Raw genomic sequence first — 19,983 nt, 5'->3', positions numbered from 1 at the left:
GTCCATCCAATCGGCCGATGTCAGCCGTAGCGTCCGGTGATGTAATCCTTGGTGCGCTCTTCTCGCGGGTTGGTGAAGATCTCGGTCGTCGGCCCCTGTTCCACAAGCTTGCCCAAGTGGAAGAAGGCCGTCCGCTGCGAGACGCGCGCCGCCTGCTGCATATTGTGGGTCACGATCACGATGGCATAGTTGCCCCGCAGCTCCAGGATCAGCTCTTCGATCTTGGCGGTGGCGATCGGGTCGAGCGCCGAGCAGGGCTCGTCCATCAGGATCACTTCCGGGTCCACGGCAATCGCGCGCGCAATGCACAGGCGCTGCTGCTGGCCGCCCGAGAGCGCGGTGCCGCTCTCGTTGAGGCGGTCCTTCACTTCCTCCCACAGGCCGGCGCGGCGCAGCGACTTCTCCACGACCTGATCGAGGTCGCTCTTGCTGGCGGCCAGGCCGTGGATGCGCGGTCCATAGGCGATGTTCTCATAGATCGACTTGGGGAAGGGATTGGGTTTCTGGAACACCATGCCCACCCGCGCGCGCAGCTGCACGACGTCCATGCCAGAGGCGTAGATATCCTCGCCGTCGAGTGTGATCTCGCCTTCTACCCGTGCGCTCGCCACCGTGTCGTTCATGCGGTTGAGCGTGCGCAGGAAGGTGGATTTGCCGCAGCCCGAGGGGCCGATGAAGGCAGTCACATGATCCAGGTCCACATCGATCGAGACATTGTCGATCGCCTGCTTGTCACCATAGAAGACCTTGACGCCGCGAGCGGACATCTTGGGTGCGCTGGTCTGAATATCGGCCATTACCATTTCTTCTCGAATTTGTTGCGCAGGAAGATCGCGATGCTGTTCATCGTGAGCAGGAACGCCAGCAGCACGATGATCGCGGCGGAGGTCTTTTCAATAAAGCCACGGCCCACTTCGTCCGACCACAGGAAGATCTGGACCGGCAGCACGGTGGCGGGATCGGTGAAGCCGCCCGGCGGCTGCGAGACGAAGGCACGCATGCCGATCATCAGCAGCGGCGCGGTCTCGCCCAAGGCACGGGCCATGCCGATGATGGTGCCGGTGAGAATGCCGGGCAGGGCGAGCGGCAGCACATGGTGGAAGACCACCTGCACTGGCGATGCGCCGATGCCGAGCGCCGCATCGCGGATGGAGGGTGGCACGGCCTTGATGGCATTGCGCCCGGCGATGACGATGACCGGCATGGTCATCAGCGCCAGCGTCATGCCGCCGACGAGAGGCGCAGAGCGGGGCAGGTGCATGACGTTGAGGAAGATGGCGAGGCCGAGCAGGCCGAAGATGATCGAGGGCACCGCCGCGAGATTGTTGATCGACACCTCGATGAGGTCGGTCCAGCGATTGCGCGGCGCATATTCCTCCAGATAGAGCGCGGCGAACACGCCGATGGGGAAGCTCAGCGCGAGCGTGATCACCATCGTGATCAGCGAGCCCTTGAGTGCGCCCCAGATGCCGACCATGGTCGGGTCCGTGCCATCGCTGCCGGTGAGGAAGCCGATGTTGAAGGCGGTCGAGAGCGCGCCGGCATCGCCGAGCTTGGCAACCAGCGCTTCGTCGGCGGGGGTGCCGTCGCTCTTCATTGCCACGTCCAGGCCGGTCGAGGCGGGGAGGTTCACCGTGGCCTTGCGCTGGAGAATGGTTGGATCGCTGATGATCGCCTTGCGCAGGGTGAGCACGGCGTTGGGCGAAAGGATCTGGGTCTCGGGGAGGCCGAAGGCGTCCTTGGTGGCCTGCTCCAGCACCGCCGGCAGATTGGCATTGGCCAGCGCCTGCTCGGGATTGGTCGCGAGCACCGCCGGATCGATCAGCGCGGGTGAGCGCGGGAAATCGATGGGCACGGCGACTTCCGTCTGCGTAAAGCCGCGCAGGCCATTGCCCATCATCGAGATGAGCAGGAAGGCGAGGAAGCCTGCCGAAACCAGCACGGCGGCCATGCCCCACAGGCGGAACCGGCGCTCAGCGGCGTAGCGGCGCGCAATGCGGCGCTTCATCGCGTCGCCGCGCCAGTCGGTCGGCGCCCGTTCGGCGCGGTCGCTGGCCGCAGCCCGGTCGAGAACAGTCTCGCCGCTCATTCGTAAGCCTCCCGATATTTCTTCACGACCCGCAGGGCGACGATGTTGAGCAGCAATGTGACCACGAAAAGCACCAGCCCGAGCGCGAAGGCGGCGAGCGTCTTGGCACTGTCAAATTCCTGATCGCCGGTCAGCAACTGGACCATCTGCGTTGTCACGGTCGTCACGCTAGAGAAAGGATTGAGGGTGAGGTTGGCGGCAAGGCCAGCGGCCATCACCACGATCATCGTCTCGCCGATGGCGCGGCTCACGGCGAGCAGCACGCCGCCAACGACGCCGGGCAGCGCGGCGGGGATCAGCACCTTGCGGATCGTCTCGCTGGTCGTTGCGCCCATGGCGAGGCTGCCGTCGCGCATCGATTGCGGCACGGCGGCGATGCTGTCGTCCGCCATGGAGGAGACGAAGGGAATGATCATGATGCCCATCACGAGGCCGGCGGCGAGCGCGCTCTCGGAGGAGGCGTTGGAAATGCCGAGCCAAACCGCGAGGCTGCGCAGTGCCGGCGCCACAGTCAGCGCGGCAAAATAGCCATAGACCACCGTCGGAACGCCAGCGAGCACCTCAAGGATGGGCTTCATCCACTTGCGGGTCGTCGGGCGGGCATATTGGGTGAGGTAGATGGCGCTCATCAGCCCGAGCGGAATGGCGACGATCATGGCGATGATGGCGCCGATGAAGATCGTGCCCCAAAACAGCGGCACCGCGCCGAAGGCGTCCTCATTGCCATAGCCCATCGCGGCCGATTGCGGGCTCCAGTTGAGGCCGAACAGGAAGTTGAGCGGGTTGACCATCGAGAAGAAGCGCATCGATTCAAAGACCAGCGAGGCGACGATGCCGGCGGTGGTGACGATGGCGATCAACGAGGCGCCGAGCAGCGACCACATCACCACCTTCTCGACGCGGTGGCGGGCGGTGAAGGCGGGGCGGACGCGCGAGAGGGCATAGGCGCCACAGGCAAAGGCCAGGATTGCGGCGAGGATCGCGCCCATTGTCGAATAGCGCATCGTCGCGATGCGGTAAGGCTCGACCAGATCCGTGGCCTGGGGATTGAAGGCTGCGGCCTGCGACCCGCTGGCAATGGATTGTGCTTCGGCAAGGATCGCGTTGCGCGAAAAATCATCGGTGGGCAGGGTCTGCGCTGCGGGCGTGGCCAGCACCGAGTCCGCGATCAGCGCCGGCATTACATTCGCCCAGACCGCGAGGAAGGCGAAGGCCGGCAGCATGGTCCATAGCGCGACATACCAGCCATGCTGGGTGGGGCGGCTGTTGGTCGCGAGACGACCGACTTCCGCCTGCAGCCGGGTGGCGCGTGCCCGGGCGATGATCCAGCCGATCACCCCAAGCGCGCCTATGATCAGGACGATCATTACGCCGGTCATTCGCTCATACCCCCTTGGCCATTCAACTTGGCAGGAACCGGTGGCGGCAGCGCGCCGTCACCGGTTGGATTGTCCGATCAGTGCAGTTCGTCGCCGTTCAGCACGGTGAGGTTTGCGATGCGCTCGGCATTGGCCGTGCGCACATCCTCGGGCGCGGCGACCATGCCACGGCGGGCCAGCGCGCCATCGGGTGCCCAGTTCTTGGCAAAGGCTTCCATATAGGCCTTGAGGCCCGGAATGGCTGCGAGATGGGCCTTCTTCACATAGATATAGAGCGGACGGGCACCGGGATAGGAGCCCCCGGCAACGGTTTCGTAAGTGGCTTCCTGACCGTTGATGGCGATGTCACGCACCGTGTCGCGATTGGCCTCCAGGAAGGAGAAGCCGAAGATGCCGACCGCATCGGGATTGGCATTGAGCTTCTGCACGATCAGATTGTCATTCTCGCCAGCATCAACATAGGCGCCGTCTTCGCGGATCTGCGTGCAGAGCTGCTTGTGCTTGTCTTCATCCTTGGCTTTGAGTTCCTTCATGGCCGGGTCGGTGTCGCAGCCCGGGGTCAGGATCAGCTCGGCCAGCGAATCGCGCGTGCCGGAGGTCGAGGGCGGGCCGAAGACGGAGATGGCAATGGCAGGCAGCGAGGGGTCGATATCCTGCCAGGTCTTGGCCTTGTTCGGGCCCTTGCCATAGGGATTGGCGGCCAGCGCTTCATAGACCTGCTTGGTGGTCAGCGCGATCTTGGGGCCTTTCACAGACTCCGCCAGCGCCAGGCCATCCAGGCCGATCTGGATTTCGATGATCTCGTTGACGCCGTTTGCCTTGCACGCCTCGAACTCGGATTTCTTCATCCGGCGGGAAGCGTTGGCAATATCCGGGTTCTGGGCGCCGACGCCCTTGCAGAACAGGCTGATGCCGGCACCGGTGCCGGTGGATTCGATGATCGGCGCCTTCATGCCGGGATTGTCATTCTGGAAGAGGCGCACCGCCTCCTGCGCGAACGGATAGACTGTGGACGAGCCGACCGCGCGGATCTGATCGCGCGCGCCGCCACCGGGCTGGTTCTGGCAGGCCGCGAGCATGAGCAGGGACGCGGCGAAAAATGCATGACGCATGGACTGGTCTCCGGGAGGCGCTTGTGTTGCCCGGCGTCGCCTTAGAACCGGGTTCCTCGCGCCTGTGTGACGTTTCTGTTTCACTTTTGTGACTCGGTCACTCCGGCAGGTGCGGCTCGCGCGGTGCCGGCAGCGGCGTCCTCGCCCGCAAGAGCGCGGAAGACCGGCAGTTCCACCCGCACGGTGGTGCCGACCCCGACCTTGCTGTCGAACTGAAGAATTCCGCCATGGCGCTGCACGATGTGCTTCACGATGGCGAGGCCAAGGCCCGTTCCGCCCATCGCGCGGCTGCGGCTTGAGTCGATTCGGTAGAAGCGCTCGGTGAGGCGGGGGAGGTGTTCGGGCGGTATGCCCTCGCCCTGATCGCTCACCGCCAGGAGCACCATGTTGCGCTCATGCGGCTCGGCCCGAACCGTCACCGCCGTGCCGGCCGCGCCATATTTGAGCGCATTGCTGATGAGGTTGTGAAGCAGCTGGCTCAACTGCGCACGGTCGCCGCGCACCGGGGGCAAGTCCGGGTCGACCTGCGTCACGATATCCTGCCCGCGCTTGTTCTGCCCCTGGCGGAAGACCTGCACCACTTCCTCCACCAGTGGGGCGAAGGCCACCGGCTGGTCGGGCGAGCGATATTTGTCCGCCTCGATGCGAGAGAGGGACATGAGATCGTCCACCAGCCGCTGCATCCGCCGCGCCTCGCCATCCATGATGGTGAGGAAGCGCTCGCGGGTGGCCGCATCGGCACCCGCGACCGGGTCGCGCAGGGTTTCGATGAAGCCGAGGATGCCGGCCAGCGGTGTGCGCAGCTCATGGCTGGCATTGGCGACGAAATCCACGCGCATCCGTTCGGCGGCCTGCTTGTCACTCTGGTCGAACAGCAAGGCGAGCAGGCGGCCGTTGGCGATCGGCTGAATGTCGAGCGCCCAGCTTTGACCGGCGGCACCCAGGCCGATGATGTCAACGCGGGCGGGGGCCTGCGCCTGATTGGGGCCGGTGAGCAGATCGATCGCGGCCGGGTGGCGCAGCGCCAGCCGCACGTCCTGCCCGATGATGTGGCGGCCGAGCAGCGCCAGCGCTGCGTCATTGCAGCGCTCGATCCGCCCGCGCTCCACGATCAGGCTCGGATGCGGCAAGGCGTGGAGCAGCGTGTCGATCTGGCTGAGGCTCGCGCCATTTGCGTCAGGCGCAGGTGCCGAGATCAGGGACGGCGTTGCGCGGCGCTCCAGCGCATCGAAGAGCAGTGCGACGCCGAACAGGCAGGCCACCGCCGAGGTCAACGTGGCTTCCGCGCTGCCGGTCAGGGCGTAGACGCTGACGGTCGCGAGCGCGCCCGTCAGCAGCAAAATCCAGATCGAGCGATCGACGCGGGCCATGGCCACCCCGTAGATGATTCGCACTGCCAGCGCGATTCCAAAGATCGCGGCGCTCGGAAAGCGAGGAGGGGCTTAGACCGTCCAGCGCTCCAGCAGCGGCACCAACTCGTCATAATGGTCGATGCCGGCATCCGCGCCAATCTCTTCCGCCGTGCAGGGCACGAAGCCGAAGCTGACCGCAATCGAGGGAATGGCAGCAGCACGGGCCGCCAGCGTGTCATTGTCGGTATCGCCCAGGAAGATGGTGCGCCCGCCGCCGGCCTTCTCCACCATGTCGAGCAGCAGGTCGGGCAGCGGCTTCATCCGGTTGGGGCCGAGCGTGTCGCCGCCGACGATAGCCGCGAAACGGGGCGTAAGGCCGAGCTGATCGAGCAGGCTGCGCGCCAGCGCCTCGCGCTTGTTGGTGCAGACGGCCAGTCGCACCCCGCGCGCGGAAAGCGCATCCATGGCATCGATCAGGCCCGGATAGGGCTCGGTATGTACCGCGATGTTGGCGGCATAATAGTCCAGCAGGATCGGCAGCAGCGCATCGACCAGCGCCTCGTCCTGCTCGCCCGATTCCTGCAGTGCCCGCGCCAGCATGCGCCGCGCGCCCTTGCCGATGAACGGGCGGATGGTCTCGACCGGAAAGGGGCCGTAACCGCGCGTAGCGAGCGCATGATTGACGGCGGCGGTCAGGTCCGCGCCGGTATCGAGCAGCGTGCCGTCAAGATCGAAGCCGACAAGGTCGAAAGCAAAGGTGGTCATCGCTGCCCCATGCCTTCTGGGCAGTGGCGCGATCAAGTCAAACATGGCAAGGCTTGCCTGCCCTGTCCTGATCGCCCCTCGATCTCGCCAACAAGAGAGTGCCCGTGCCCGATCCGATCAACCGCCCGCTTGCCGTTGTCATTCTTGCTGCCGGCCAGGGGACGCGCATGAAGTCGGCCAGGCACAAGGTGCTGCATCCGCTCGCTGGCCGCCCGATGCTGCTGCATCTGCTGGCAAGCGCCGGCGCGCTCGATCCGGCACGGCAGATCGTCGTGGTCGGCGCCGGGCGCGAGCAGGTGGAGGCTGCCGTGGCCGGTCGCGGGATCGACATTGCGGTGCAGGCCGAACAGCTCGGTACGGGCCATGCCGTGGCGCAGAGCGCGGCGGCGTTGCAGGGCTTTGTGGGCGATGTGCTCATTCTCTATGGCGATGTGCCCTTGGTGCGCGCCGAGACCATGCGCGCGATGATCGCGCGCCTGCATGAGGAGGATGCGCCGGCCTGCGTGGTGCTCGGCTTCCGCCCGCGCGACCCCGCCGCTTATGGCCGCATCATCGCCACTGCCGATGGACGCATTGGCAAAATGGTCGAATATAAGGACGCGACCGAGGCCGAGCGCGCCGAGGATCTGTGCAATTCCGGCCTGATGGCCGTGCGCACCGAGGATCTGTTCGCGCTGCTCGACCGGGTCAGCAATGATAATGCAGCGGGTGAATATTATCTGCCGGATATCGTGATGCTCGCTGCCGTCGGCGGGCGGGCGAGCGCGGTCATCGAAACGAGCGCGGACGAGGTTGCCGGGGTGAACAGCCGGGCAGAACTGGCGGCGGTCGAGGCGAACTGGCAGCAGACACGGCGCGCGGAAGCGATGCGCGACGGTGTGACGCTGGTTGCGCCGGAGACCGTGTTTTTCGCCTACGACACCGTTCTTGGCCGCGACGTGACCGTCGAGCCGAATGTGATCTTCGCCCCCGGCGTGGTGGTGGAGGAGGGCGCGACGATCCATGCCTTCAGTCATCTTGAGGGCGCGCATGTCGGGCGCGATGCCTCGGTCGGGCCATTCGCGCGGCTGCGGCCCGGCGCGCGGCTGGGCGAAAAGACCAAGGTCGGCAATTTCGTCGAGATCAAGAAGGCCGTGCTGGGCGCGGGGAGCAAGGTGAACCATCTCTCCTATGTCGGCGACGCGCAGGTGGGCGAGGCTGTGAACATCGGTGCCGGCACGATCACCTGCAATTACGACGGCTATTTCAAGCATGAAACGGTGATCGGCGACCGCGCCTTCATCGGCTCCAACAGCGCGCTGATCGCGCCGGTGCGGATCGGCCGGGATGCCATCGTCGCGGCAGGCAGCGCCGTCTCGCGCGATGTCGGGGACGGAGAGCTACGCTTGGTCCGCGCGGAACAGTTCGTGAAGCCGGGCTGGGCCGATCGCTTTCATGACGCGATGCGCAAAAAGAAAAGTGCGGCGCACAAGAAAGACAGCTGAGGTCCCTGCCATCCGGTGGCATTTTATCGACGAACCGAGGAAAATTTCTGCGCGATTGTCGAAAATGTCCAATCGCCCTGACAGCATTTTTGAGAGTGTCGAACTCAGCAGATGAGCAGCGATCCTTCGTGGGACGCAATCGGCTTTGCCCGGTTGTGGGGAGTGCAGCGCTGATCATCGATCCTTATCGGTGCGAGCCGAACCTGTCCGTGGGGAATGCGCCTCCGGGTGCATTTGGGCAGTTGGGATAGGAAAGAGGGCGGCCAGCTATGTGGTTCGCCCTCTTTTCTTGCGTGGCCGGGCGCGCCGTTGACATGATATCACGATATGATATCAATATATCATGCGCTTCTTGGCTGACCTTTCCGACGACGATGTGAAGTGGCTTGAGGAGCAGGCCGCGCAGCAGGGGACATCCCGCGCGGCCATCCTCCGCGAGGCCGTCAGCAGCTATCGTGCCGCCCAGTCCATGCAGGGAGTGGAGCGTTTTTTCGGCCTCTGGGCGCAGCATGGCTCGTCAGTGGATGGGCTGGCCTATGAACGTCACGCCCGTGGCGAGTGGGATCGGGACTGGGAGAGCGCCAAGGGCGCACCTCAACCGTGAGCGAATTCTACTTCGACACCAATATTCTCATCGATGCGCTTCATGAACGCCCGCAGGCCTGGGCGGAGCTGCAGCGCGCCCGTCGGCCCTGGATCAGCCGGATCAGCTGGATCGAGATCATGGCCGGCGCCCCGGACGGGCTCCATGCCGAGACCGAGCGCTTTCTGGACCTTTTCGCGATCGCGGAAGTGAGCGAGGAAGTAGGGCGGCGGGCCGCATCGCTTCGGCAGCAGCGCCGCTCGCTGAAATTGCCTGATGCCATCATTCTGGCGTCGGCCCAGTTGAGCGGGCGCATATTGGTGACGCGCAACAGCAGGGATTTCCCGGCCAATATGCCGGGCATCCGCATCCCCTACACGATCTGAATTCAAGGAAGGCTCACCCCATGTGCGGAATCATCGGCATCGTCGGCACGCAGGATGTCGCAGAGCGCCTGCTCGACGGGCTGCGGCGGCTCGAATATCGCGGCTATGATTCCGCCGGCGTCGCTACAATCGTGGATGGCCGGATCGAGCGGCGGCGGGCCGAGGGCAAGCTCGTCAATCTTGCCCGTGTGCTGGCCGCCGAGCCGCTGGCGGGCGCGACCGGCATTGCCCATACCCGCTGGGCCACCCATGGCGCGCCGACCACGAGCAACGCGCACCCCCATGCGACGGACGAGGTCGCGGTGGTTCACAATGGCATCATCGAGAATTTCAAGGCGCTGCGCGATGAGCTGATCGGCCGCGGGCGGGTGTTCGCCAGCGAGACCGACACCGAGGTGGTCGCGCATCTGGTGAGCGAGCTGGTCGAGCAGGGCGCTTCGCCCCAGGACGCCGTGAAGCAGGTGCTGCCCCGTCTGCACGGTGCCTTTGCGCTCGCCATCCTGTTCCGTCGCCATCCCGATCTGTTGATCGGTGCCCGCCTTGGCTCGCCGCTGGTGGTCGGCCATGGCGATGGCGAGACCTATCTCGGATCGGACGCGCTGGCGCTGGCCCCGCTCACCCAGCGCATCGCCTATCTGGACGAGGGCGACTGGGTGGTGGTGACGCGCGAGGGCGCGCAGGTGTTCGACCGGGCCAACAATCCCGTCGAGCGCGCGGTCACCATCTCCGGCGTGTCCGGCGCGATGATCGATAAGGGCAATCATCGCCACTTCATGCTCAAGGAGATTTACGAGCAGCCCGTGGTGGTGGCGCAGACGCTGCGCAGCTATCTCCGGCGGATCGACGACACGCTCTCGCTGCCGATTCCGGACTTCGACCTGTCAGCGATCGGCCGTGTCACGATTGTTGCGTGCGGCACCAGTTTCTATGCGGGAATGGTCGCCAAATACTGGTTCGAGCAGTTCGCGCGCGTGCCGGTCGATCTCGATTTCGCATCGGAGTTTCGTTACCGCGAGCCGGTGATGGAGGCGGGGGGCCTTGCGCTGTTCATCTCCCAGTCGGGCGAGACGGCCGATACGCTCGCGGCGCTGCGCCATGCCAAGGCCGAAGGGCAGAAGATCGCCGTCGTCGTCAACGTGCCGACCAGCTCGATGGCGCGCGAGGCGGATTTGCTGTTGCCGACCCATGCCGGGCCGGAGATCGGCGTCGCCTCGACCAAGGCCTTCACCTGCCAGCTTGCCGTGCTCGCCGCGCTCGCGGCCAATCTCGCCCGCGCCAAGGGGCGGCTGACGCGCGCGGAAGAGCAGCGGATCGTCGGCCATCTGGCCGAGGCCCCTGCCGCGATCAATCAGGCGCTGATGCAGGACGAGGCGATCCAGGCCCTCGCCCCGCACATCGCACCCGCGCGGGACGTGCTCTATCTGGGGCGCGGCACCGATTATCCGCTGGCCCTCGAAGGTGCACTAAAGCTTAAGGAAATCAGCTACATCCATGCCGAAGGCTATGCGGCGGGTGAAATGAAGCACGGCCCCATCGCGCTGATCGACGAGGCGGTGCCCGTCATCGTCATCGCGCCCTCAGGCCCGCTGTTCGAGAAGACCGTCTCCAACATGCAGGAAGTGCAGGCCCGCGGCGGCAAGGTCGTCCTGATCTCGGACGAGGAGGGCATCGCCGCCGCCGGTGAAGGCTGCCTTGCCACACTCGCGCTCCCCAAGGTCCACCCCCTCATCGCGCCGATGGTCTATGCCGTGCCCGTGCAACTGCTCGCCTACCACGTCGCGGTGCTCAAGGGCACGGATGTGGACCAGCCCCGGAATTTGGCGAAGAGCGTGACGGTGGAGTAGGTTCGACGTTGCGGGCGGGACTGTTTTGGACGTGGAGCAGAGTAGTTGCGCTTTAATGAAGTCGGTTCTCTTTAATAAAGTGCTTTCTAAAAGTCCGGTTTATTCTGATTGGGCTGAAATTTGCCAATTTTTTTTGGCTCCTGATCTCGGAGGTAATCTTTAAGTATGGGGCATTATTATGGTAAGGTTTCGTGTTGAGAGACAGAAAATTCGCGTAATACTTACAGGCATGTCATGCACTAAAGAAAGAAAAAATCTGATTTATATATATAATAATTAATTGCTTTCAAGAAATCTCGGTCACGTGGCGGATGTGACAGTTAAACCATTAACTCTATAATTTGCGGCAGCGCTTCGGCATAGCGTGCAACGTCGTGAAGATGACCGACGGAGACGCGGGAGTACTGCGTCCACTCACCGAACGCGCCCCGAATGACGATGTTGCGCTCGCGCATGGCGCGGTCGAGGGCGTCGGCATCCGGGACTTTGACGAAGACGAAATTGGTCTGGCTGGGCAGGGCGGTCAGACCGGCGCGGGCGACGGCATCCAGGATCATTTCGCGCCCCTCGCGGATCGAGGCCAGGGATGCGGCGAGAAAAGCCTCGTCATTATAGCAGGCGATCGCGGCAGAGATGCCTGCGACGTTGCCGCCAAAACTCGTCATGTAGCTGCGGATGCGCGCGGCATTCTCTTCGCTGGTCAGCGCATAGCCGACGCGCAGCCCAGCCATGCCATAGATTTTCGAGAAGGTCCGGGTGACGATCACATCTTCACCAGCGCGGACCAGATCGACCAGCGAGCTTTCCTCCGGCTGATCCGAGAGTTCGTTATAGGCTTCGTCCACCAGCAAGGTGGTGCCATTTTGAGAGACGGTGCGCGCGAAGGCGCGCAAGGCGGCGTTGTCCAGCGCCATGCCGGTCGGGTTGTTCGGGTTGACGAGGTGGACGAGCGCTACGTCTTCGCTGAGGTGGCCCGCCATGCCATCGAGATCGAAGTTCATGTCCGCGGCCAGCGGGACATAGATGCACGCGACGCCCTTGCGTTCCGCGAAGAGGATTGGCGCGTCCCAGAACAGGCTGGGGCAGATGATCGATCCCTTCTGCCCCCAGGCCAGTGCGGTTGCGCACAGGATTTCGGTCGATCCGGCGCCGAGCACGACCTGCGCGGGCGTCACGCCATGGCGCTCGGCGATCATCGAGGTGAGATGGAAGACGCCCCGGTCGGCATAATAGCAGCCGGACCCGGCCGTTTCAGCGAGTGCCTTGAGCGCGCTGGGGGCGGGGCCGAACGGATTTTCGTTCCCCACGAGCCGCGCCTGGCCGGGGAGCGGCCCAAACAGGCTGGCGACTGGCGCATCGCGATCGGTCTGCAGGAAAGGAACATTCACGGCCCCGCCTTGAACCAGGCCAGGTGCCCGGGCCGGCGCGCGCTTCTTGTCCTGCATCATCTCGATATCTCCTAAGGTCTTTATTGTGCGATGGGGGCCCGCTGATGGGGACGGCCATCAGGCGCTAAGCCTGGCGCGGAGGCGCGGCTGGGCGAAACCTGCCGTGCGCCCGGAAACAATGGCCTGAACTAGAAATTACGTTGATATTGAATGGTTTGATCGAAATCTTATTCGACGGGAATCTATGGCCCTGCCGTGGGACCGTCAAGAAAACGGCCATGAACCGGGCGCATAACCAATATCAGAATTCATCATTGGTGTTGGCCGAGGCAGCATCTCAATTTGGCATGGATTATAAAGGCAATGGGCCGGCGTGATTTTTGCCCGGTTCATGCGCGTCTGCGCGCGGGATGGACGCTGAACGAAGCATCGTCATCCGCCGCGTCGGGACGGTGGCTGAGGATGTACTGTGACTTTCATCGAAAAGACCGACCGCATCACCATTGACGATCTGCGCCGCACCGGTGCGACGAAATGGGCGGTTCAGGACGATCTGATCGGCGCCTTTGTTGCGGAGATGGATTTCGGCATCGCGCCCGTGATTACCAAGGCGCTGCATGAGATCGTCGATCAGGGGGCGTTCGGATATTTGCCGACCCGGTTCACCGCCGAGTTGCGGGCAGCAACGGCGCAGATGCTTCAGGCGCGGCATGGCTGGACGGTCGAGCCCGGCGATGTGCGCGTGGTGCCGGATGTCATCAAGGCGCTGGAACTGGCGATCGAGCATCATTCGCGGGCCGGATCGAAAATCATCGTGCCGACCCCCTCCTACATGCCCTTCCTCTCCATCCCGCCGATGATGGGACGCGAGGTCATCGAAGTGCCGATGCTGTGTGAGGATGGACATTATGCGCTCGATATGGCCGGCATCCAGGAGGCGTTCGATCAGGGCGGCGACCTGCTGATCCTGTGCAACCCCTATAATCCCGTGGGCCGCGTGTTCAGTCGTGCGGAACTGGAAGCCGTTGCGGAACTGGTCGAGCGCAATGGTGGCCGGGTGTTCTCCGATGAGATCTGGGCACCGCTGACCTATGCCGGCAACCGGCACCTGCCTTATGCCTCGGTCAACGAGGTTGCGGCGGGCCACACCATTACCGCACTCTCCGCATCAAAGGCGTGGAACTTGCCGGGGCTGAAATGCGCGCAGGTGATCACGAGTAACGATGCGGATCGGGCGATCTGGAACAAGATCGGCTTTTTCGCGGCCCATGGCACCGCCAATCTCGGCGTCGTGGCCAATGCGGAGGCCTACCGCGAGGGCTTTCCCTGGCTGGAAGACGTGGTGGCCTATCTTGACCGGAACCGCAGGGCTATGGCGGACCTCGTCCACGATCTGCTGCCCGGCGTGCGCTACCATATACCAGAGGGCACCTATGTCGGCTGGCTGGACTTTCGCGGGTCCGCTGTCGCCGACAATCCGGGTGCCTTCTTCAAGGAGAAGGCCGGCGTCTATCTCACCGAGGGCGTGACGTGTGGCAAGGACTTCGCAGGGTTCGCCCGCTTCATTTTCGCCACGCCCCTACCCATCATGCAAGAGGCAATGGACCGGATGAGCAAGGCGATGAAGGCGCTGTGATTGCGGCCGCCGGGATGGGTCTTCAGCCTCACCCGCCCCGGTTCTTCGTCGCGTCGTTGAACATGCCGAACATCGACTTGCGCAGCCATGAGACGAGCGGATCATTGTTATAGCGGCGGTGCCAATATTGCAGCACCTCGATGGTGCCGGTGTCAAAATCCAGCTCCAATATCTTGATATCGTGGATCTTCTTCATGAAGGTGGCGAGCGATCGCGGGTAAAGCGCGATCAGCGTCTTGTCATTCGAGACGATGAAGGGCGTCGCGCTCGCATTGGGCGTGATGATCCGGGAGTTGCGGCGCAGGCCCCGACTGTCGAGCATATGATCAACCCGTGTCTTGGCGGCGGACCGAATCTGGTGGATGACATGATCGGCAGCGGCGTAGTCCGCCATCGTCATCACGCCGTCATAGGGATAGTCGGTCGCGCAGATGACGACCATGTCGTCGTCGTAGAGCTTCTGGCACATCAGATCGAGCGAGGGCGAGGCGATGAAGCCCACATAAAGATCGAGCTTGCCGTCCAGCAGTTCCTGCTCGGCTTCATGGGCAAGGCTCATGACGGTCTGAATCTTGCAGCTCGGCGCCGTGTTGCGGACGAACTCGAGCAGGGTCGGCATCAGCATGATCTCGCCGACATCGCCGAGCGCAAGATGCAGGGTCCGCTCGGCCAGTTCCGGCTGGAAGGATGCAGTCGAGAGCAGGATATTCCCTGCCGATTGAAGAATGTCGTTGATCGGCCCCGCCAGTTCCAGTGCTTTTGGGGTTGGCATCATGCGGTTGCGCGTCTTGACGAACAGCTCATCCCCTAGCAGGCGGCGCAACCGGGTGAGCGCGTGACTGGCCGAGCTTTGCGACATGGACAGCTCGTCGGCGGCGGCGCTGACACTCTGATGCTCCAGTACAGCACCCAGCACGACCAGCAGGTTCAGATCGAAATTGCGAAGCTTGCCATATTCCATATCCGCTCCTTATTCCGTCGCAGTCGCTTGCGCGAGGCTTCAGCGTTATCCTCTTTGCCGGCAAAGGCCAGCGCCCACGATGCGACAGGCTCGGCCGCGCAGAGGGGCGCTCTTGTTTAGCTGATTTGACTGCTCATCGAAGGCCCGATGCTATGCAGCAGGTCGATGACCAATATGGATCAGGCGCCATGGTGGGCGCCGCGGCGCCATGTTAGCCATCGGGAAAATATCATCCGGGCAATCGCACATCCCACCCAATTGCCTTCGCCGTGCATGATGGACAATGAGGGGCTGCAGCCCGACCTGAGAGGATGACGACCGTATGAGCGGAGTTGGATTTAGCGGCGTATCTGCGCATCGCATCGCCCCCGTTTCATATCGAGTTTGAAGGCCGTTCTATGTCATCGATCCCTTCTTCAGCCGCCGCACCGGCCGCTCTTGACGCCTCAGTATCGCGCGACGGCGGGTGGACCCCCCGGTCGATCTATATGCTCGCCTTGCTCACCCTGGCTTATGCCTTCAACTATTTCGACCGGCTGCTGATCTCGCTGCTCTTCCCGCTCATTCAGGCGGACCTCAAGCTGACCGACACAGAGCTGGGTCTGATCACCGGCGTTGCCTTCGTGCTGATCTATGCGGTGATGGGCATTCCCATTGCGCGACTGGCGGACCGATGGAACCGCAAGATGATCATCGGCATCGGCTTCTCCTTCTGGAGCGTGATGACGCTGGCGACGGGCTTCGTCACCAATGTGTGGCAGATGGCGGCGGCGCGCTTTTTGATGGGCGCCGGCGAGGCTGCGGGCACGCCGCCCTCCACCTCGCTGCTCTCGGACATTTTCGACAAGAAGCATCGGCCGCTGGCCTTCTCCATTATGGCATCCGGCACCGCCATATCCGGGCTGGTGTTCACGCCCATCGCGGGGTGGATGGGGCATCTTTATGGATGGCGCGTCGTCTATTGGGTGGCCGGTTGCGTGGGTCTAGGGCTGGGTCTGCTGATGATGCTGACGGTGCGCGAGCCGCAGCGTGGCCGCTTTGATGACAAGGCGCCGGATGGCGAGGCCGCCAAGCCGACATTCAAGAGTTCGCTGGCCTTCCTGCTCAAGCGCCGCACTTATGTGTTCGCGACGCTCGGCGCCGCCTTGGTGACGATCTCCTTCTATGCGCACATCGTTTGGAGCACGACCTTCATGCTGCGCGTGCACGGCATGAGCGTGGCGGAGAGCGCCAGCCTGCTCGGCCCCATTCGGGGTATTTCCGGCCTTGTCGGGGCGATCGGTGGCGGCATCCTGCTCGCACGCCTGCTGCGCTATGACGAGCGCTGGCGGATTTGGCTCCCGGCCCTGTGCTTCACCGCCGTGGGCCTTTCGCAATATGTCTTTCTCTTTTCGACGAATATCCTTTTCGTGGCGATCGGGGCGGCCATCGACAGCGTCGCCGCGAGCATGATGGTGCCATTGCTGTCCCTGTTGCTGATTCAGGTGATGCCGGTGCCGATCCGCTCCTTCGGCATGGCGCTCTACGTCCTCTCCATCGCCATTCTCGGCCAAATCATCGGCCCGCTGGGCGTCGGCATCCTCAACGACCAGCTGGCGACGATCTGGCAGGATGAGGCGATCCGCTATTCCATGGCGATCACGGCGTTTGTGGGGGTGATTGCAGGCCCGATCATGCTGCGGGCCGGGCGCCATCTCTCCAGTGACACAGCCGAAGCGCGGACATGGGCCGGTGCGTGAGGGCAGAACCATGAGCCGAACAGATCTCGTCCGGATATGGGCTGTGTCCCTCGCGGCTGTGGTTCTCTCAGCCTCCACGATTGCTGCCAGCGAACCGGCCGTGACCGTGTTCACGGCCGAGCAGGCGAGCGCGGGCGAGAAGGCCTATAACAGCCAGTGCGCGATGTGCCACGGCGCGGAACTGCGCGGTCCCAATGCGCCCGGCCTTGTCGGCACGGATGTGATGCAGAATTTCGACACGGTGGCAGGGCTATATACCTACATCAGCACAGCAATGCCGCCGCAGGCGCCCGGGCGACTTGCCGAGCAGGATTATCTGAACATCGTCGCCTATATCCTCAAGGCGAACGGGGCCCGCGCCGGCACAGCGCCGCTGGTCGGGGATCCGCAAGCGATGAAGGGCATGTCCCTTGCAGCCATTGCCGGCGCGCATGGCAGCGCGGCGCCCTCTGCATCCAGCGCGCCGCACGAGGCGCTTGAGGCCGTGCCGCAAGCCTACACCTGGGGCAAGACACTGCCGAGCGTGAAGTGATCCTGCCGCACCCGGTTGCTCAGATATGGAGTTTATAATGAGCAAGCCTTCCCTTGCTGCAATGACCTGTGCCGCTTTTGCCTTGGCAGGCCTTTCAGTGCCGTCCCACGCGCAAGGCGTGAGGGAGCGCTACGAGCCGGTCACTGACCAGATGCTGCGCGATCCGCCCGCAGCCGAGTGGCTCTCCTGGCGTCGCACGATCGACAATCAGGGATATAGTCCGCTCGCGCAGATCGACCGCGAGACGGTCGGCCAGTTGCAGCTCGTCTGGGCGTGGCCGATGGCTGATGTGGGCGTGCAGGAAACGGCGCCGCTGATGCACGATGGCATCCTCTTCCTGCAGACCAACAACAATATCGTCCAGGCGCTGGATGCCCGGACCGGCGACCTGATCTGGGAATATCGCCCGGCCCTCGCCAAGATTCCCGCCGACTGGAGCTATCAGGCCTATCAAAGCCGCCGCCAGAAGAACTCCATCGCGCTCTATGAGGATAGCGTGGTGCTCACCACGGTCGATGCGCGCATCATCATATTGGACGCGCGGACGGGCGAGCTCCGTCGCGAGGTGCAAGCTCTCGATTACCGCAAGGGCTATAGCTACACGGTCGGTCCGCTCGTCGTGAACGGCAAGATCATCTCGGCAATTTCGGGCTGCTCGACCGCCGGTTCGGCCGGCGGCTGCTACATCATGGCGCACGACTTCAAGACGCTCAAGGAGTTGTGGCGCGTCAACACTATCGACGATCCCGCCAATCCGGCGCAGGGCCGGAGCTGGGGGGAGGTGCCGCCGGCCAATCGCTGGGGCGGCACGCCCTGGGCAACTGGTTCTTACGATCCCCGGACGAACACCACCTTCTGGGGCACCGGCGGCCCCGGCCCTTATTCGGAGCTGATCCGCGGCACCGGCAAGGGCAACGTCCTCTACACCAATTCGACGCTGGCAATCGATGCCGATACCGGCAAGATCAAATGGTATTACCAGCATCTCCCCCGCGACAACTGGGATCTGGACAGCCCCTTCGAGCGCGTGCTGGTCGATGTGCCGGAGGGCGGCAAGATGCGCCGCCTGATGATCTCCGTGGCGGGCAAGAACGGCATCTTCTTCGCGCTGGATCGCGACACGGGGAAATATCTCTGGTCGAAGGACACGGTGTTCCAGAATTCCGTCTCGCGCATCGATCCGGACGGGACGGTTCATCCCAATGAGGCGATGATCATCAAGGCGCTGGGCGAGGAAGTGAATATCTGCACCTCCATTTCCGGCGGCAAATTGTGGCAGGCCGGTGCCTACAGTCCGCTCACCGGGCAATTCTATGTGCCGCTGACGGAGGCGTGCAACACCATCTCGGCCACGCAGACCCAGTTCACCGCCGGCAACATCATCGCGTCCATGAAGTTTGGGCCGCGTACCTTGCCTGAAGGCGTGACGGATGCGGGGCTGGTCGAGGCGATCAGTGTTGGCGCGCGCAAGCCGAGGGTTGAAGGCTGGAAGGCGCGGCAGCGCACCGTCCCGACATCCTCGCTGCTGGCGACCGGGGGCGGGCTGGTGATCGGCGGCGATGCGGGCCGCTTCGTCAAGGCCTGGGACCAGAAGACCGGCGTGGTCCTCTGGCAGCAGCGGCTCAATGCGCCGGTCGGCGGCTCGCCGATGACCTATGAGCTGGACGGCGAGCAATATCTCGTCGTCCCCACCGGCTATAGTGTTTCGGCAAGCTCCATCGCGGCGGCGTTCCCGGAGACACCGCTGCCCTCCGGCGCGGGCAACTCGATCTTCGTGTTCAAGCTGCCGGCGAAGAAATGACCTGCCTGAACAACGTCCTCAAAAGGCGTCGATGGGAATCTTGAGGTAGCGCACGCCATTGCCTTCGGGCTCGGGCAGGCGGCCGCCCTGCATGTTCACTTGAATGGAGGGCATCAGGAGCTGAGGCATGGCAAGCGACCTGTCGCGCGCCTCGCGCATCGCGACGAAACTGTCCTCATCGATGCCGTCCCGCACATGGACATTCGCCGCGCGCTGGGCGGCCACGGTCGTTTCCCAGCAAAAGCTGTCCCGGCCGGGTGCTTTATAATCATGGCAGAGGAACAGCCGCGTCTCGGCGGGCAGGGCGAGGAGGCGGCGGATCGAGCGGAACAGGGTGCGCGCATCCCCACCGGGGAAGTCCGCGCGTGCCGTGCCGTAATCCGGCATGAACAGCGTGTCGCCGACAAAGGCGGCGTCGCCGATGAGAAAGGCGAGGTCAGCTGGGGTGTGCCCGGGCACATGGAGAACCTCGCAGTCGAGATTCCCTAGGGGCAGGCTGTCACCATCGTCCAGCAGCCGGTCGAACTGCGATCCATCCCGTACGAAATCGCTACCGGCATTGAACAGCCGCCCGAACAGCGCCTGCACGGTGATGATCGCGCGGCTGACCGCCAACTGGCCGCCCAGTCGCGCTTGCAGATAGGGCGCAGCGGAGAGATGATCGGCATGGACGTGCGTTTCCAGATGCCAGGCCACAATCAGTCCGGCTTCTGCCACATGCGCGGCGATGGCATCGGCGGACGTGAACGCCGTGCGCCCCGATGCCGGATCGAAATCCAGCACGCTGTCGATGATCGCCGCCTGCTGGGAGAGCGGATCATGCACGACATAGCTGACGGTAAAGCTCGGCTCATGGAAAAAGGCGGCGATCCGGGGACCGCCGCGCGTCTGGCCTATCGTCATCGGTTTGATCTCGAATGGGCGCGGACAGC

At 63.8% G+C, this 19,983-nt stretch carries 17 protein-coding genes; 8 read left to right on the top strand and 9 right to left on the bottom strand.

Annotation, left to right across the window (positions count from 1 at the left end; all coding sequences use genetic code 11):
* Positions 1–20 precede the first annotated feature (20 nt).
* From pstB to M2337_RS14470, 6 genes are all read right to left on the bottom strand, one after another.
* Positions 21–803 carry a phosphate ABC transporter ATP-binding protein PstB gene (pstB, locus tag M2337_RS14495; protein ID WP_264570824.1) on the bottom strand — a complete coding sequence of 261 codons (783 nt, stop codon included), beginning with the start codon at positions 801–803 and terminating at the stop codon, positions 21–23.
* Complete coding sequence (gene pstA, locus M2337_RS14490; RefSeq protein WP_264570823.1) at positions 797–2,089, bottom strand: phosphate ABC transporter permease PstA; 1,293 nt, start codon at positions 2,087–2,089, stop codon at positions 797–799. The genes pstB and pstA overlap by 7 nt, the downstream gene beginning before the upstream one ends.
* Complete coding sequence (pstC, locus tag M2337_RS14485) at positions 2,086–3,468, bottom strand: phosphate ABC transporter permease subunit PstC (protein ID WP_264570822.1); 1,383 nt, start codon at positions 3,466–3,468, stop codon at positions 2,086–2,088. The genes pstA and pstC overlap by 4 nt, the downstream gene beginning before the upstream one ends.
* 77 nt (positions 3,469–3,545) lie before the next feature.
* Positions 3,546–4,580, bottom strand: coding sequence for a substrate-binding domain-containing protein (locus M2337_RS14480; protein WP_264570821.1), 1,035 nt, complete (start codon positions 4,578–4,580; stop codon positions 3,546–3,548).
* 80 nt (positions 4,581–4,660) lie between these two features.
* The gene (locus M2337_RS14475; protein WP_264570820.1) at positions 4,661–5,950 is read right to left on the bottom strand and encodes a sensor histidine kinase; all 1,290 of its coding nucleotides are present in this window, start codon (positions 5,948–5,950) and stop codon (positions 4,661–4,663) included.
* Positions 5,951–6,022: 72 nt separating this feature from the next.
* On the bottom strand, positions 6,023–6,697 hold the full coding sequence (locus M2337_RS14470) for an HAD-IA family hydrolase (protein ID WP_264570819.1): 675 nt from the start codon (positions 6,695–6,697) through the stop codon (positions 6,023–6,025).
* A gap of 167 nt (positions 6,698–6,864) precedes the next feature.
* On the opposite strand from M2337_RS14470, the gene glmU reads away from it, so the two are divergent.
* The 4 genes from glmU (at position 6,865) to glmS (ending at position 10,994) form a co-directional block, all read left to right on the top strand.
* The gene (glmU, locus tag M2337_RS14465) at positions 6,865–8,181 is read left to right on the top strand and encodes a bifunctional UDP-N-acetylglucosamine diphosphorylase/glucosamine-1-phosphate N-acetyltransferase GlmU (protein ID WP_264572277.1); all 1,317 of its coding nucleotides are present in this window, start codon (positions 6,865–6,867) and stop codon (positions 8,179–8,181) included.
* A 343-nt stretch (positions 8,182–8,524) separates the two neighbouring features.
* Positions 8,525–8,785: a ribbon-helix-helix protein, CopG family gene (locus tag M2337_RS14460; protein WP_264570818.1), complete on the top strand. Its 261-nt coding sequence runs from the start codon at positions 8,525–8,527 to the stop codon at positions 8,783–8,785.
* Positions 8,782–9,150, top strand: coding sequence for a type II toxin-antitoxin system VapC family toxin (locus M2337_RS14455; protein WP_264570817.1), 369 nt, complete (start codon positions 8,782–8,784; stop codon positions 9,148–9,150). The genes M2337_RS14460 and M2337_RS14455 overlap by 4 nt, the downstream gene beginning before the upstream one ends.
* Before the next feature lie 20 nt (positions 9,151–9,170).
* Positions 9,171–10,994 carry a glutamine--fructose-6-phosphate transaminase (isomerizing) gene (gene glmS / locus M2337_RS14450; RefSeq protein WP_264570816.1) on the top strand — a complete coding sequence of 608 codons (1,824 nt, stop codon included), beginning with the start codon at positions 9,171–9,173 and terminating at the stop codon, positions 10,992–10,994.
* 320 nt (positions 10,995–11,314) lie between these two features.
* On the opposite strand, the gene M2337_RS14445 is transcribed toward glmS, so the two are convergent.
* Positions 11,315–12,382, bottom strand: coding sequence for a pyridoxal phosphate-dependent aminotransferase (locus M2337_RS14445; RefSeq protein WP_264570815.1), 1,068 nt, complete (start codon positions 12,380–12,382; stop codon positions 11,315–11,317).
* 469 nt (positions 12,383–12,851) lie between these two features.
* On the opposite strand from M2337_RS14445, the gene M2337_RS14440 reads away from it, so the two are divergent.
* The gene (locus M2337_RS14440; RefSeq protein WP_264570814.1) at positions 12,852–14,018 is read left to right on the top strand and encodes a MalY/PatB family protein; all 1,167 of its coding nucleotides are present in this window, start codon (positions 12,852–12,854) and stop codon (positions 14,016–14,018) included.
* A gap of 28 nt (positions 14,019–14,046) precedes the next feature.
* Here M2337_RS14440 and M2337_RS14435 read toward each other — a convergent pair whose 3' ends face one another.
* Positions 14,047–14,979: a LysR family transcriptional regulator gene (locus M2337_RS14435; RefSeq protein ID WP_264570813.1), complete on the bottom strand. Its 933-nt coding sequence runs from the start codon at positions 14,977–14,979 to the stop codon at positions 14,047–14,049.
* Between the two features lie 398 nt (positions 14,980–15,377).
* Between M2337_RS14435 and M2337_RS14430 the strand changes: the two genes are divergently transcribed.
* The 3 genes from M2337_RS14430 to M2337_RS14420 are packed head-to-tail and all read left to right on the top strand — an operon-like array spanning position 15,378 to position 19,051.
* Entirely contained in the window at positions 15,378–16,718 is a 1,341-nt protein-coding gene (locus M2337_RS14430; protein WP_264570812.1) for a spinster family MFS transporter, read from the top strand.
* Positions 16,719–16,728: 10 nt separating this feature from the next.
* Positions 16,729–17,250 (top strand): c-type cytochrome, encoded by a 522-nt coding sequence (locus M2337_RS14425; RefSeq protein ID WP_264570811.1) that lies wholly within the window; start codon positions 16,729–16,731, stop codon positions 17,248–17,250.
* 37 nt (positions 17,251–17,287) lie between these two features.
* Positions 17,288–19,051, top strand: coding sequence for a pyrroloquinoline quinone-dependent dehydrogenase (locus M2337_RS14420; protein ID WP_264570810.1), 1,764 nt, complete (start codon positions 17,288–17,290; stop codon positions 19,049–19,051).
* Positions 19,052–19,069: 18 nt separating this feature from the next.
* On the opposite strand, the gene M2337_RS14415 is transcribed toward M2337_RS14420, so the two are convergent.
* On the bottom strand, positions 19,070–19,954 hold the full coding sequence (locus M2337_RS14415; RefSeq protein ID WP_264570809.1) for an MBL fold metallo-hydrolase: 885 nt from the start codon (positions 19,952–19,954) through the stop codon (positions 19,070–19,072).
* Positions 19,955–19,983 lie beyond the last annotated feature (29 nt).

Source organism: Sphingobium sp. B2D3A (genome assembly GCF_025961795.1).
GTDB lineage: Bacteria > Pseudomonadota > Alphaproteobacteria > Sphingomonadales > Sphingomonadaceae > Sphingobium.
This window is presented reverse-complemented; position numbering and strand designations above follow the sequence as displayed.